The sequence below is a fragment of the Streptomyces sp. NPDC046759 genome (assembly GCF_040645475.1).
Classification (GTDB): domain Bacteria; phylum Actinomycetota; class Actinomycetes; order Streptomycetales; family Streptomycetaceae; genus Streptomyces.
Genome location: NZ_JBEYYJ010000004.1, coordinates 212,749 through 227,217, shown reverse-complemented (window position 1 = coordinate 227,217; position 14,469 = coordinate 212,749). Strand labels below are relative to the sequence as shown.

Annotated in this window: 10 protein-coding genes; 2 read left to right on the top strand and 8 right to left on the bottom strand. The window is 71.9% G+C overall.

Annotated elements, in window-relative coordinates:
* Nucleotides 1–33 precede the first annotated feature (33 nt).
* The 6 genes from ABZ919_RS07675 to ABZ919_RS07650 form a co-directional block, all read right to left on the bottom strand.
* On the bottom strand, nucleotides 34–2,433 hold the full coding sequence (locus ABZ919_RS07675; protein ID WP_361243856.1) for a galactose oxidase early set domain-containing protein: 2,400 nt from the start codon (nucleotides 2,431–2,433) through the stop codon (nucleotides 34–36).
* Nucleotides 2,430–3,605, bottom strand: coding sequence for a glycosyltransferase family 2 protein (locus tag ABZ919_RS07670; RefSeq protein ID WP_361243854.1), 1,176 nt, complete (start codon nucleotides 3,603–3,605; stop codon nucleotides 2,430–2,432). The genes ABZ919_RS07675 and ABZ919_RS07670 overlap by 4 nt, the downstream gene beginning before the upstream one ends.
* Nucleotides 3,602–5,248 carry a glycosyltransferase family 39 protein gene (locus ABZ919_RS07665; protein ID WP_361243852.1) on the bottom strand — a complete coding sequence of 549 codons (1,647 nt, stop codon included), beginning with the start codon at nucleotides 5,246–5,248 and terminating at the stop codon, nucleotides 3,602–3,604. The genes ABZ919_RS07670 and ABZ919_RS07665 overlap by 4 nt, the downstream gene beginning before the upstream one ends.
* Nucleotides 5,245–6,513, bottom strand: a complete 1,269-nt coding sequence (locus tag ABZ919_RS07660) for a glycosyltransferase (RefSeq protein ID WP_361243850.1) — start codon at nucleotides 6,511–6,513, stop codon at nucleotides 5,245–5,247. Before ABZ919_RS07660 ends, ABZ919_RS07665 begins: the two co-directional genes overlap by 4 nt.
* 225 nt (nucleotides 6,514–6,738) lie before the next feature.
* Entirely contained in the window at nucleotides 6,739–8,772 is a 2,034-nt protein-coding gene (locus ABZ919_RS07655; RefSeq protein WP_361243848.1) for a thioredoxin domain-containing protein, read from the bottom strand.
* A complete protein-coding gene (locus ABZ919_RS07650) occupies nucleotides 8,753–9,343 on the bottom strand; it encodes a helix-turn-helix domain-containing protein (RefSeq protein ID WP_361243846.1) in 591 nt (196 codons plus the stop codon). Before ABZ919_RS07650 ends, ABZ919_RS07655 begins: the two co-directional genes overlap by 20 nt.
* Before the next feature lie 152 nt (nucleotides 9,344–9,495).
* Here ABZ919_RS07650 and ABZ919_RS07645 point away from each other — a divergent pair, with 152 nt between their 5' ends.
* A complete protein-coding gene (locus tag ABZ919_RS07645) occupies nucleotides 9,496–9,948 on the top strand; it encodes a hypothetical protein (protein ID WP_361243844.1) in 453 nt (150 codons plus the stop codon).
* Between the two features lie 77 nt (nucleotides 9,949–10,025).
* Nucleotides 10,026–13,229, top strand: a complete 3,204-nt coding sequence (locus ABZ919_RS07640) for a tetratricopeptide repeat protein (RefSeq protein WP_361243843.1) — start codon at nucleotides 10,026–10,028, stop codon at nucleotides 13,227–13,229.
* Between the two features lie 9 nt (nucleotides 13,230–13,238).
* Here the strand turns inward: ABZ919_RS07640 and ABZ919_RS07635 are convergent, their stop codons facing one another.
* Together ABZ919_RS07635 and mca are read right to left on the bottom strand one after the other, a co-directional pair.
* Entirely contained in the window at nucleotides 13,239–13,484 is a 246-nt protein-coding gene (locus ABZ919_RS07635; RefSeq protein WP_361243841.1) for a hypothetical protein, read from the bottom strand.
* On the bottom strand, nucleotides 13,477–14,337 hold the full coding sequence (gene mca, locus ABZ919_RS07630; RefSeq protein ID WP_361244091.1) for a mycothiol conjugate amidase Mca: 861 nt from the start codon (nucleotides 14,335–14,337) through the stop codon (nucleotides 13,477–13,479). The genes ABZ919_RS07635 and mca overlap by 8 nt, the downstream gene beginning before the upstream one ends.
* Nucleotides 14,338–14,469 lie beyond the last annotated feature (132 nt).

Genomic DNA, 14,469 nt, shown 5'->3' with positions numbered 1-14,469 from the left:
CGACGACGGCACTCACGCTGGGCGCCCTGATCCTCAGCGGCGCCTGACGTCCCCCTTCCCGCACGCCAGCCCGTCCCGGTCCGGGTCCAGGCCCAGCGGGTCGTCACCGCCGTTCACCTTCAGCCGTCCGTAGTCGTTCCGCTGGAGCCAGGCACACCGGGCAGCGGCTGTCCTGCTCACCTCGGGCGGGAACACCGTCGGCACACACACGTTGACGGAGCCGTAGTGGCGGTCGCAGCCGGAGATGGCCGGGCTGACCTGCTGGGAGGCGCGCTTCTTGCCGGGGCCGGAGACCTTGCCGGTGAGCGAGTCGGCGAAGGCGTGGACGTGCGGGGACGCCGCGCTCAGGGCGGCCGGGCCCGTCAGGTGCACCCACCGGGCCACCGACGGCACCCCGTTGGCGTCGACCGCGAAGAGCATGTACCAGCCGGGCGGGGCGATGTCCGGGTTGTTCGTGACGTTCAGGTCGACGTTGTTGCCGTCCACCGACAGCGGGAGGTCGACGAACCGCTGGTTCGGGTCGGAGGAGTGGGTGACCGCCGCGGGACGGATCAACTCCGCCCTGGCGACGGGGCGGTCGACCGTGATCCGCTGGGTGTCGCCGTACTTCCACTCCTGGCTGATCACCGAGGTGATCGTCGGGCGGGTGCCCTTGTAGAGATAGGGCGGGGTGTAGATGGACACGTTGTGGTTCCAGCTGCCGTTGCCCGGGTTGTCGCCGGTGGCCATCACCCGGCCGTCCGGCAGCAGGAACGCCGAGGAGTGGTAGCCGCGGGACTCGGGGTCGGCGGCCACCGGGTCGAAGGTGCTGGTGCCGGGGTCGTAGAACGAGGACTCGTACACCGGGTCGGCGCGGTTGTGCAGGGCGCCGCCGGTCTCCAGCACCTTGCCGTCGGGCAGCAGGACCGCGGAGACGTACATCTTGCCCTGGTTGCCGGTCTCCGGCCGCGGCCCGCCTCCGAGGTCGACCGTGCCCTGCGGGACCGGCGGCCCGGCTACGTACGACGGGTTCGGCTGCTTGAGGTCGATCAGGTCGGTGAGGCGGCCGGCGTCCGGGTTGGAGTCGATGTTGCCGCCGCCGATCGTGAGGACCTTCTGGTCCTGCGCCGGGGGCAGCAGCACGCTCGCCGACTGGTCGCGCTCGTCCTTGTTCTGCAGCCCCGGGATCTGGGTGACGGTGTTGGCGTCGTAGTCGTAGATCGCCGCGCCGGTGCCGGGGATGTTGTTGCCGAAGACGTGGCTGCCCGTGTAGAAGAGGCGGCCGTCCTGCATCAGGATCATCGCCGGGTACAGACCCCAGTACGACCAGGTCTGGTTGACCTGCGACAGCGGCAGCCACTGGTTCTGCGCGGCACTGAACCTCTCCGCGGTCACCGAGCCGGTGGAGTCCTCGCGCAGCCCGCCGAAGGAGATGACGTCACCGTTGCCCAGCTCGGTCGCCGACGGGTACCAGTGGCCGTCGTTGAGGTCGTTGGTCCTGCTGTAGGTCTCCGTCCGGGGATCGAAGACGTAGGAGTCCTTGAACCCCTCGTAGCCGTGCCCGCCCGCGACCGGGTACGCCTTGTTGCCGCTCAGCACCAGCACCCGGCCGTCCTGCAGCTGGACGTGTCCCGCGCAGAACATGTCCTTCGGCGTCGAGATGACCTTGTACGTGCCGTTCGCCGGGTCGTACACCGCCGAGGTGAACGTGCCCGCGCCGAAGTTCTCCTCGCTGTTGCCGGAGCCGGCGATCAGCAGCACCTTGCCGTTGTCGAGGACGACGGAGTGCATGGAGCGGACCGGGTTCTGCGTCGGCAGCACCGACCAGCTGCCGTTGGCGCACTGGTCGTCGGTGCCGGTGCACCGGGCCGGCGGCAGCGGGTCCGGGACCTGGTCCATGGTGTAGTCGTCGGTGGTCGCCGAGCCGGTGCCGTAGACGGAGACACCCCAGGTGATGCGGTCGGTGCCGGCCGGCACCTCGGGGGTGCGGACGGTGGCCTGCGTCCAGGCCGAGGCCATGTCCAGGGTCTTGAGGTCGGTCCAGTACTGCCAGCCGGCGGTGATGTCGTGCCGGAAGAGGGTGATGTTGGCGTCCGGAGTGGTGGTCCTGTACCAGAGTCCCAGGTCGTACTGCTTGCCGGCGCTCACCCCCGGTGCGCAGTCCGTCGACTCGGTGATCATCGCCTTGCGGTCGCCGGAGACCCGGCGGGTGACCGTGACCTTCATGGCCCTGGACCCGGAGTGGGCGTCCGAGGTCGTCTCGAAGCCGAAGTCGTTGTCGCCCCAGCCCGACTTCTCCCAGCAGTACGGCATGTCGTCGCTGCCGGAGGTCTCGAAGCCGGGGTTCTTGATCAGGTTGGCGGCCTCCGCCGGCTGCGGCGCGGTCAGGAGCAGACCGGCGGTCAGGGCGCCCACCCCGACGAGCGCGGTCCGTCTGCGGTACGTGGCTCTCACACGGCTCTCCTTGCTCGGCTCCCCCGGCGGCGGGGGAGGTAGACCAGCGCCTCGGTGCCGACGAAACGCAGGACGAACGTCATGACCAGCGCGAGCGCGGTGGCGGGCAGGGCACCCATGCCGAACCGGCCGACGAGGAGGGCGATCAGCGGGATGCGCAGCACCAGGTCGGCGTTGGCCAGCAGCGCGAACCGGCCGAGCCGGTCCCACCAGCGGCGGTGTGCGCGCCGGTCGCGGAACAGCAGCTGCTCGATGAGCAGGAAGTTCCAGGCGACCCCGAGCTGGTTGGCGAGGACCTCGGCGGGCAGGTAGTGCATCTCGAGGGCGGTCAGTGCCCACAGCCCGACGAGGTTCGGCACGAACCCGCTCGCGCCGATCAGCCCGAAGCCGACCATCCGGGCGGCCGGGGACGCGGTGCGCAGCCCGGCGAGATGGCGCAGGAAGCGCAAGCCCTCCCGGGCGGTGGACTTGGACTCGCCGGCGAACCGGTCCTGGAAGACGAACGGCACCTCGGCGACCTGCCGGGGGCGGCTGCGGACGGCCAGCTCGAGCAGGATCTTGTAGCCGAGGGGCTTGAGGACGTCGGCGGTGACCGCGCTGCGCCGGATGGCGAAGAAGCCGCTCATCGGGTCGCTGATGCCGCGCAGCCTGCGGGGGAAGAGGGCCTTGGCGAGCCAGGTCGCGCCGCGCGAGACGGCCACCCGGTAGCCGCCGGCGAGCCCCGCCCTGCTGCCGCCCTCGATGTACCGGGAGGCGACGACCAGGGCGGCGTTCGCCCGCTCGCCGGTGGCCACCAGGTCCGGCACGAGGGACGGTGGATGCTGGCAGTCGCCGTCCATGACCACGATCCACTCCGAGGTCGCCGCCTTCAGTCCCTCGACGACCGCGCCGCCGAGTCCGCCGGCGGGTTCCTCGCGGTGCAGTACGGCCACCGGGAACGGGCAGTCCTGGGCGGCCTCGCGGATCACCTCCGGGGTGTCGTCGGTGGAGTCGTCCACGAACACGACCTCGCAGGGCAGCCGTGCGGGCACCGACTCGGTGACCTGGTGCAGCAACTGCCGGATGTTCGCCGACTCGTTGAAGGTCGGTACGACGATGGTGACGGCCCCGGGTTCGGGGACCTCGACGGCGTCCAGGCCGGGGACCGGCGCGGTGTACTCGTGGCCGGTCATCGCGCGCCTCCGACGGCCTGGACGTGCCGGATCTCGATGCGGTCGGGCCCGGTGCCGAAGGTGGCGACCGGCGTGGAGTGCTCGATCGCGGCCCTGACGGTGGGCAGGTCCTTGGCGTCGCGGCGCACGGTCGGCGAGGCGACGACGTAGTCGATGTCCCGCCAGCCGTGCGGCATCGTCCTGGTGACCGCCGGGTCGAGGTCGGCCTTGTAGAACCAGATGGCGCCGGGCCCGGGCCGGTATCCGGCGTGCACGAGGTCCAGCCAGAGGGCGTCGTCGACAAGGACGCGGGTGTCCTGCGGGTTGGCCACCTCGGTGCCGAGCCAGTGGGAGGCCTGCCGGTAGGGCTTGTTGACGTCGGCGGTGACGGCGGTGCGGTCGCCGTCGTACCAGTGCGGCACGACGTACGCCCCGGCTGCGACGGCGAGGACGGCGGCGAGCGCGTACCGGCCCCCGGTGATGTACCGCTTCTCGCCCTCGGGCCGCCATCTGCGCAGGACCGCGTGCGCGACGGACGCGGCGCCGCCGGCCAGGACCAGGGCGAGGAAGGGCAGCGCACCGATGACGTACATCGCGGGCAGATAGCCGTTCGGACGCAGTGCCACGGCCGCCAGGACGGCGACCGTCAGCGCGGGGCCGGCGAGGGCGCGGGCGGTGACCGACCAGCGCCGGGTCAGCAGCAGCAGAAGGGCTCCGGCGAGGCCGCCGAGGGGCAGCACACGGTCGTAGTACAGCCAGGAGTGCAGGACGGCGTAGGAGCCGGAGCCCCGGTCGAGGAGGAAGCCCGAACCCGGCCGGGACATCTGGTAGGTGATGCCGTCCCACAGGGACACGTGCCCGGGGCCCGGGAGCAGCTCGCCCTTGAGCAGGGCGAACAGCGGGTAGGCGAAGCCGATCAGGGCGCAGGCGGTGACGGCGCCGGTGAGGGCGAACTTGCGGGTGTCGCGGTGGCTGTGCCCCCACATGGTGACGAACAGGGCGGGCAGGACGACGAGCATCGTCTCCTTGGTGAGCACACCCGCCGCGGCGGCCAGGCCCGCGCCGAAGTGGTGCCACAGATGGCGGCTGGGCGAGGCCGCCAGGCAGAACGCCAGCAGCAGCCACATCACCGCGATGTTGTCGAGGAAGATCTCCCGGCTCAGGACGACCGCGAGCGGGGAGAGCCCGAACAGGGCCATGCCGAGTCCGGCGGCCCAGCGCGGCAGCCGGAGCCGGCGGCCGAGGACGTGGACGAGGACCGCGCTGACACCGCTGATCCCGAGCATGAGGATCCGCATGGTGCCGACGGTCATCGAGCCGGGACTGATCGCCGACGGGAGCCGGCTGAGCAGGGCTATCTGGATCCAGCCGAGCGGCGGGTGGTCGTACCAGTAGGTGTAGTGGGCGAGGCCCCGGCCCTGCTGGACGGCCCAGGCCTGGGCGAGGTAGGTGCCCTCGTCGTCGCTGAGGGTCGGGTAGTCGGCGATGTTCCAGCCCTGGACGACGAGGATCACCCCCAGCAGGGCACCGCAGAGCAGCAGGTCGGAGCGGGAGGAGCGGAGTCGTACCGGCGGCTGTGGGCGGCCGGTCGAGGGCGTTTCGGGCACACGTCGGCGCCCTGCGGGGACCTTCGCTGCGGTCACCGCGGGAAGTGTGGAGGTCACGCAGGAACGTCCTCTCGGATGGGCTCGGCCGCGGTGAGGTGTGCGCCGACGTGCGTCGTCAACTCCCAGTCGTTGCGGCCGCGTTGCTCGCGCCATACGGCGCGGATCGCGGCACCGGCGAGGAGGACCTGGTAGAAGGGGCCGCCCACGATCAGCTTCACGTAGTGGACGAAGCGGACCTTCAGGCCGTACTGCCGGCCGAAGTCGTGCAGGCCGACCACCTCGAAGACGAAGGTGACGGCAGCGGTGACCAGCGGCAGGAAGGTGAGGAAGGCGACGCCGACGGGCACGTCGAGGAAGAGCGCGACGGCCGCGTTCAGCGGGATGATCACACCGGAGAAGGCCTGCAGGAACGGTGTCATCAGCGTGTACCGGGCCAGCAACCGCTGCCCGAAGGCGGGCAGTTGCCGCCAGTCCCTCTTCCGGTACACCTGCAGGAAGCCCTGGTTCCAGCGGGTGCGCTGCTTGAGCAGCGACATGAGGCTTCCGGGTGTCTCCTCACGGGTGACCATGTCGGAGTCGTAGGCGACGACGACCTTCTTGCCGATGCTGGACAGGCGCACGCCCAGGTCGCAGTCCTCGGCGAGGCAGTTCGGGTCCCAGCCGTCCGCTTCCCTGAGGACGCCGGTCCGCACGAACACGGTGTTGCCGCCGAGCGGGATGAATCCCTTCTGCGCGTGCAGGTGCAGCCGGGAGCGGAACCAGAAGAAGTACTCCAGGCAGTTGCGCAGGCTGTACCAGCTGGAGTGGAAGTTGATGAGCTGGACACCGCCCTGGACGACGTCCGCACCGGTGGTCCGGAACGCGTGGTCGACGTGCGCCAGCAGCTCCGGATGGACCTGGTCCTCCGCGTCGAAGACCCCCACGACGTCGCCGCGGCAGTGCGGCAGCGCCGTGTTCATGGCCTTCGGCTTGTTCTTCTTCTCGTGGGTGTCGACGACGACCCGGACGCGCCGGTCACGGACGGCCGCCCCCTCGGCCACGGCCGTGGTCTCGGGGTCGTCGTGCCCGACGATCACGATGATCTCGAAGTCGGTGTGCGTGGATTCCAGCAGCCGCTGGATCGTGTGGTCCAGCACGGCCTGTTCGTGCCGGGCCGGCAACAGCAGTGAGAACGACAGGTGTTCGTCGCCGTCCGGCCTGCCGAACCGGGTGGAGGCCAGCACCTCGGGCGTGCGCCAGGCGTGCATCTGCCACCACAGGGTGAAGGCCGCCATCCAGAACAGAGCCAGTGAGACAGCGGCCAAGAAGACAGACGTGAGCAAAAGATCCCCCCAGATCCCCGATTACCCCTGTACGGGCCACGGTGAGTGATCATCCGTTGACCCGACGTGGAGAGACTAGGGGGGAAGTGTGAAACGCGGGAACTCTTCCGATAAATAGCGTGTTTCGGAACGGCGCTGCGGGTAGCGGGATCTATCCGAACACCTGCTCCCTTTCGGACAGTTCGCCTGTCCCTTCCCCCGCGCACCGCACAGCTCAGCGACCGTTCACCCGCTGTTGAGCAGGTCCCGCAGCCGCTCCGGATCGGTCGTCGGCGCGTCGCACGTGAAGTTGCGGCAGACGTACGCCGCCGCTCCACCGGCCACGAGCGGGCGGTCGGCGAGAAGCGGGAACTCGTCACTCTCCGCAGTACCGACGGCGACGACGGCGCCCGGGGCGGTACCCAGAAGCGCCGTACGGTGCAGGGCGGCCGTCCGCTCGTCCGCGAGACCGGGTCCTACGACGGCGACCTCCCGGGGCCCGTCGAGCAGGGCCTCGGCGGCGGCGAGTCCCCAGCCGACGAACCGGGGCACGCGCGGCCCGAGGGTCTTCACGATCCCCAGCGCCCCCTCGGCGGCGGCCCGATGCGACGCCGAAGCCGTGTGCGCGGCATAGGTCAGCAACGCGCCCGCCGCCGCGGTCCACCCCGACGGAGTGGCGTTGTCGGTCGGGTCCTGCGGCCGGCGGATGAGCCGCTCGGCGTCGGCGGCGGTGTCGTACAGCGCGCCGGTCCCCGGGTCGGTGAAACGGGCGAGCACATGGTCGAGGAGGAGCCCGGCGAAGTCCAGCCAGACGCCCTCGCCGGTCACGGACGCGAGCGCGAGGAAGCCCTCGGCGACGTCGGCGTAGTCCTCCAGCACCCCGGCGTTGGGGCCGACCCTGCCGTCCCTGCTGGTCCGGGCGAGCCGGGCGTGCTGGTCCAGGTGCACCCGGACCAGCAGGTCGGCGGCGGCGAGGGCGGCCTCGATCAGGTCGGGCCGGCCAAAGTAGGCGCCGGTCTCGGCGAGCGCCGCGATGGCGAGGCCGTTCCAGGCGGCGACCACCTTGTCGTCCCGGCCCGGTGCGGGGCGCTCCTCACGCGCCCGCAGCAGCCGCTCCCTGACGGAGGCGACCTTGTCGGCGTCGAACACGCCCTCGTCCTGCGGCAGCTGGAGAACGGACTGCCCGTGTTCGAAGGTACCCTCGTCGGTCACGCCGAAGTACTGCGCGGCGAGTGCGCCGTCCGCGTCGCCCAGGACGGCGCGCAGCCGCTCGGGCGTCCACACGTAGTACGCGCCCTCGACATGCCTGCCGGTGCCGTCGTCGCTGTCGGCGTCGAGCGCCGAGGCGAACCCGCCCTCGTCCGTCCGCAGTTCGCGCACCAGGAAGTCGGCGGTCTCCAGCGCCACGCGCCGGGCGAGGCCGGATCCGGTGGCCCGCCACAGATGCGCGTACACCCGGCAGAGCAGCGCGTTGTCGTAGAGCATCTTCTCGAAATGGGGCACGACCCAGTCGCGGTCGACGGAGTAGCGGGCGAAGCCGCCGCCGAGCTGGTCGTAGAGGCCGCCGCGGGCCATGCGCTCGCAGGTGTCCTGGGCCATCTGCAGCGCGCCCTCGGCGCCGGTCCGCGCGTGATGCCGCAGCAGGAACTCCAGCACCATGGACGGCGGGAACTTCGGTGCCCCGCCGAATCCGCCGCGCTGCGGGTCGTACTCGCGGATGAGCCCGAGGAGCGCCTGGGCGAGTTCCTGCTCACCGGGCGGCTGCGCGCCCCGTTGGCCGAGCTCCCGCTGGGCGAGATCGCGGACGATCTTCCCGGCGACCTCGGTGACCTCCTCGTGCCGGGTGTCCCAGGCCTGCCGGACGCCCTCCAGCACCTGCCGGAAGGAGGGCATGCCGTGCTGGGGCGCGGGCGGGAAGTAGGTCCCGAAGTAGAAGGGCTCGGCGTCCGGGGTGAGGAAGACGGTCATCGGCCAGCCGCCGTGCCCGGTCGCGGCCTGGACGGCCTCCATGTAGACGGCGTCGACGTCCGGGCGTTCCTCGCGGTCGACCTTGATGTTGACGAAGTGCTCGTTGAGATACTCGGCGGTGGTGCGGTCCTCGAAGGACTCGCGCGCCATGACGTGACACCAGTGGCACGAGCTGTACCCGACACTCAGCAGCACGGGTCTGTTCGCCCTGCGGGCCTCCTCGAAGGCCTCGGCCGACCAGGGCCACCAGTCGACGGGGTTGTCGGCGTGCTGGAGCAGATACGGGGACGTCTCATGGGCCAGTCGGTTCACCGTTCCACTCTCCCACGGGCTCGGGCACCGCGTAGAAACGCATGAGCACCGGGCGCGCCCCCTCGGGGGCCTCCTCGCGCGGGTGGCCGTAGCGGTCCAGCAGCGCCTGGTACTCGCGCATGAAGTCCAGGAGTTCCTCCCTGGTCAGCCAGGTGCCGTGGCGCTGGACCTGGGACCAGCCCCCGGGCCCGCGGTACTCCTGGTGGGCGCGGCGGTACAGGGCGGTGTCGAACTCGATCTTCAGATGGGCGAGCCGGACGGCCGCCTCGTACTCCTCGGGGGGCATCGTGGCGGGGTCGGGCGTGGTGTGCCGGAAGGGCAGCGCCCGCCACCAGCGCTCGCGGCCGCCGGACTTCTCCGGGATCTCCTCGATGAGCCGCTGCTCGGCGAGTTTGCGCAGGTGGTAGCTGGTGGTGCCGGAGCTCTCGCCGAGTTCGCGGGCGAGCACGGTGGAGTTCGCCTCGCCGTGCCGGCCGAGGTGTTCGAGGATCCGGCGGCGCAGCGGATTGCCCAGGGACTTGTAGAGGGCGGTGCGCTCCAGGCTGGTCATCTCGGGCGGGCCGTCGGTCATGGCGCAACGGTAACGCCGGGAGCTCCGAGCACCCTGAGAAGCCCCTGAGATTCGCCGAATTTTCTTTGCAGAATTTTCTCTGCGGTTTACGGTCGGGGCGGTGGGAGACACGAAGAGGCAGCTGAAGACCGCCTCGGGAAGGGGAGCTGACGGTGAGGCCGAGCAAGAAGTGGGCGCTCGTCGGGCTGGGAGCCGCGGCGGTCCTGCTGGTGCCGTGGATGGTGGTGCTGGCCCTGACCCTGCCGGGCAGCGCGGAGGTGGACCACTGGCCGCTGGCCTGGATCGGTCTCGACGTCCTCATGACGGCGGGCTGCGCGACCACGGCCGTGCTCGGTCTGCGCGGCGACCCCAAGGCCGCCCTGACCGCCTCGGCGACGGCCGCGGTGGCCGTGCTGGACGCCTGGTTCGACGTCACGACGGCAGGCTCCGGCGCCCCTCTGGCCCGGGCGCTGCTGTGCGCGGTGGCGGAGGGGGCTCTGGCGGGGGCGTGCGTCTACCTCGCGCTGGGCAGGGGGCGTGGCCGGCGGGAGGCGCCATGGGCCCTCGACGGGTCCCTTCCGGCCACCCGGCAGGCAAAGGCACCGAGCCCTCACCGCACCCGCTGATCACCACCCCCTCGCCATCCGGGCCTCCCCGAAGCACACTCGTAGCCAAGGGAGTTGCCGCCGGAGGGGGACGGGACATGCAGGACGGCCATCGGGCGGAGGCCGAGCGGCTGCTGGTGCGGGCCGTGGAGGAGGAGGTACGGCGCTCGGGCGGACGGATCGACGGGCAGCTGCTGCTGACGCGGGCGCGCGGTGCGCTCGACGCCATGGCGGGGGCGGCCGGCGAGGAGTACGAGGCCTACGCCCGCGCACTGGACGAGACCGAGGCGGGCCGGCTGACCTTCGGGCAGCGGTACGCCCGCGCGGGCGCCGGAACCGCCCTGCTGGTGGCGGCCGTCGGCGCGGTGGCGGCCGCCGTGGCCGACCTCTCGCTCGGCACCGGTGCGGGTACGGCTGCCGGCGCGGGCGTCGCCGCGGGCGTGGCCGGTGCCGCCGCCTCGGTGGCGAAGGTGGCGGGCGCGCATCTGCCCGCCGCACATCACCGCGCGGGCGCCGCCGGCCAGCCGGGCGGGGCCGAGCAGCTGCGGCTTCAGTGGCTCACCGCGCTGGAGGTGCGCGGCATCCGCCCGTTCCTCGACCAGCAGCGGGTGCTGAGCGCGTCCACGGCCGCGCAGAAGAAGGGCGGTCCGGCGCTGCGCGGTGCGGACAAGAGCGCGGCGGCCCGGCGGCGCACCGTGCTGGAGCAGTCTTTCGGCCAACTACCGGACGAGGAGGGTCCGTTCGCGGGACGCCGGGCGGAGCTGGCACGGATCCGGCAGTGGGCGCAGGCGGCCCGGGCGGCCACGGACACCCGGGCCACCGTGGTGGTGCTGCACGGTGAGCCGGGCTCGGGCCGCACCACCCTCGCGGTGCGCGCGGCGCACGAGCTGCGCGACCACTTCCGCGGCGCGGTGGTGGTGGATCTGCGCGGCGGCAGGCGGGAGGAGGCACCGCTGTCGACCCGGGACGCCCTGTTGCACCTGCTCAACCGGCTCGGCGCGCCCCGCGAACAGCTGCTGTTCCGCGAGCGCTCCTCCCCCGACCAGCAGGTCAAGCGGCTCGGCGAGCTCTACCACCGGCATCTGACCGGCCTGCCGGTGACGATCGTGCTGGACGACGCCTCGGACCCGGAGCAGGTGCGGGCGCTGGTGCCCGAGCGCTCCGACAGCCTGGTCCTGGTCACCGCCCGTACGGCCCTCGACCTGCCCGCGGACCTGCCGGCCTGGGTGCACCACCTGCCGGTCGAGGCGCTGGACGCGGCGGGCGCCGAAGAACTGCTCGCTGCAGCCGCCGAGGACGCGTCGGGGCCGTACGACGCCGAGTCCGCCGACCGGATCCGGGACCTCACCGGTGGCCTGCCGCTGGCGCTGCGGATCGCCGGTTCCGCGCTCGGCCCGCGCTCGCCCCGGCAACTGGCCGCGGACCTCGCCGCGTACGGCCCGGTGGAGCCGGTCGAGCGTGCCCTGTGGCTGCGCTACACCGACCAGCCGCAGTCCTCACGCCGGCTGCTGCGCCGGCTCGCACTCGTGGGCCGCGCCTCGCTGGGCGCCGCGGCGGCCGCCGCCCTGCTCGCCACGGACGAGGGCCAGGCCACACGCCACCTCGCCGACCTCGCCCGCGCCGGCCTCGTCGACCACGTGCGCGGCAGCCGCTACCGGCTGCACGACCTGGTGCGCGGCTTCGCCCAGGCCCGGCTGCTCGACGAGGAGGACCCCGCCGAGCGCTCGGCCGCGCAGGAACGCCTGATCGTGAACTACGCCGAGCTGGCCGACTCGGTGCTGCGTCTGGTCGACGGGAACATGTCGACCCGCTCCAACCGGTTCGGCTCGCACGGCTTCACCTCTCTGGAGGAGGCGCTGCGCTGGCTGGACGACGAGTCCAGCTTCATCACCGCTGCGCTGCGCCACGCCGAGGGGGTGAACCAGTCCGCGGTGCAGAACCTGCTGGGCGCGCTGTGCGACTACTGCCTGCTGCGCGGCGACCTGTACCGGCTGGGCGAGATAAGCGAGCTGGCGCAGGCGGTGGACCAGGGGCTGCTGGTGCGCTCCGTGCAGTGGCGTACCGGTATCGCTGCCCGGCAGCTGGGCGAGCTGGACAAGGCACGCGCCACGCTGGCCTCGGTGGTCGACCTGTACCGGGAGGCGCACCACGACGCGGGTGCGGCCCGCGCCCTGGCCTCGCTCGGGATCACCCTGCACCACCAGGGCAACCTCGGCGAGGCCGCCGCCAAGCTGCAAGAAGCGCTGGATCTGCAGGGCGCGCCGGAGCTGGCGACGGACCGGGCCTGGACGATGCACGCACTGGGGGCCGTCCAGCGCGACCGGGCCAGGCCGGCGGAGGCCCTGGAGCTGCTGACCCGCTCCCTGGTCCTGCACCGCGAGGGCGGTTCGGTGCACGGGGAGGCCTGGGCGCACTTCCAGCTCGGCCAGCTGGCGCTCAGGATGGGGGACGTACCGCGCGCGGAGAGCGAGCTGCGGGCGGCCCTGGAGCGCTACGGCCGCACGCGCGACGCACGCGGAGAGGCGTGGGCGCTGACCCAGCTGGCCCGGGCCCGTCTGGTGGCCGGCGACGCCGCACCGGCCGTGGAGAGCCTGCGGCAGGCAGCCGCCCGGCACCGGGAGAACGAGGACGCGCGCGGCCAGGCGTGGACGCTGTACTACCTGGGCCAGGCGCTGGAGGAGGCCGGCGACCTGGACCTCGCGGTACGCGACCTGGAGCGGTCCCGCACGATGTTCTCCCGGATGCGGGACGTCTACGGCCTGGCCTGCGCCCGGCACCACTCGGCCCGGGTCACCCGCGACCAGCGGGCCGCCCAGACCGGTTCGCTGCGCAACTCCGGCTTCGCCCGGCAGCTTCTCGTGGACGCCCGCGCCGACTTCCAGCGCATCGGCGTCGCGCACGGCGAGGCCTGGACGTGCCTGGAGCTGGCGGTGGTCGACGCGGGCAACGCCCGCACGCAGGCGGCGCTGGCCCTGTGCGACGAGGCGCTGGAGTCGTTCGGCTCCTACGGCGACCGGCGCGGCGAGGACTGGGCCCGCTTCCTGCGCTGCACGCTGCTGCCGTACGCGGCCCCCGGCGGGGTGGAGGTGGGTACGGCGGTCGCGCAGGAGGAGCTGGCACAGCTGGCCCGCGCCGGCCACCCCCTGCGGGACGAGAAGCTCGCCGACTGCGTCCCTGCCTACGCCCTGCTGCTGGAGCGCGGAATCAGCCTGGACGACGGCTGGCAGGCGTGGCGCCTGCGCATGACTCCGGACCGCCACGCCCGGGAGGTGATGGGGGTGGCGGTACCGGCCGCGCGCTGAGCCGCCGCCTCAGCCCCGCTGTGCCGGGGAGCCGGTCTTCTCGGCCGGCTCCGCTTCGGGGTCCGGGGTCTCTTTGAAGTCGACCTTGTTCATGTGCTTGCTCATCGACTTCATCAGGCCCCACACCGCCAGGGCCATCACCGCGAAGACGATGAAGCCGAGGACACCGGGGGTGACCTTGTTCTGGTCGAGGTCCTTGGCCAGGGGAACGAGGTGCGTCACTGCCAGGTTCGCGCTTGCGCTCATGTCAGGCATTGTCGCGGATGCCCGCGAAGAGGTCGTCCTCGGGGAGGGAGGTGTCGACGAGGGACTTCGCCAGCTCGTACTCCTCCGTCGGCCAGACCTCCCTCTGCAGCTCCATCGGCACCCGGAACCAGCCGCCGTCGGGGTCGATCTGCGTGGCGTGCGCGATCAGCGCCTTGTCGCGGATCTCGAAGAAGTCCGCGCACGGAATGTGCGTGGTCAGCGTGCGCTCGGTGCGCTGCATCTCGCTCCAGCGCTTGAGCCACTCCCCGTACGGCGACTCCAGGCCGCGCTCGAGCATCGCGTTGTGCAGCGCCTCGGTGCGGGGGCGGTTGAAGCCCTGGTTGTAGTACAGCTTCAGCGGCTGGTAGGCGGGGCCGAACTCGGCCTCGGGGTACTTCTCGGTGTCCGCCGCGCCCTCGAACGCCACCATGGAGATCTTGTGGGTCATGATGTGGTCGGGGTGCGGGTAGCCGCCGTTCTCGTCGTAGGTGGTGATCACCTGCGGACGGAAGGAGCGGATCTGCCTCACCAGCTCGCCGGCCGCCTTGTCGACGTCCTCCAGGGCGAAGCAGCCCTCGGGCAGCGGCGGCAGCGGATCGCCCTCGGGCAGCCCCGAGTCGACGAAGCCGAGCCACTCCTGGCTGACGCCGAGGATCTCGCGGGCCTCGTCCATCTCCTTCTTGCGTACCTCGTGGATGTGCTCCTCGATGTACCGGTCACCCTGGAGCTTGGGATTGAGGATGGACCCGCGCTCTCCGCCGGTGCAGGTCACCACCAGCACGTCCACCCCCTCGGACACGTACTTCGCCATGGTGGCCGCGCCCTTGCTCGACTCGTCGTCGGGGTGCGCGTGAACGGCCATCAGTCGCAGCTGGTCAGTCAAGACTCAATCCTCGGTAAGTCGGCGCCCCCGTGCCTTCGGGCGCATTCGGCGGCTTCTATAGTGACGGAATCGGGGGGCGAATAATTCCGGGTCCGGTTCTGCCGAGAGGAC

Excerpts from the sequence above, each read along its gene's own strand:
- ABZ919_RS07670 (WP_361243854.1), bottom strand. The coding sequence starts at position 3,605 with ATGACCGGCCACGAGTACACCGCGCCGGTCCCCGGCCTGGACGCCGTC.
- ABZ919_RS07650 (WP_361243846.1), bottom strand. The coding sequence starts at position 9,343 with ATGACCGACGGCCCGCCCGAGATGACCAGCCTGGAGCGCACCGCCCTC.
- mca (WP_361244091.1), bottom strand. The coding sequence starts at position 14,337 with ATGGCCGTTCACGCGCACCCCGACGACGAGTCGAGCAAGGGCGCGGCC.
- ABZ919_RS07640 (WP_361243843.1), top strand. The coding sequence starts at position 10,026 with ATGCAGGACGGCCATCGGGCGGAGGCCGAGCGGCTGCTGGTGCGGGCC.
- ABZ919_RS07635 (WP_361243841.1), bottom strand. The coding sequence starts at position 13,484 with ATGCCTGACATGAGCGCAAGCGCGAACCTGGCAGTGACGCACCTCGTT.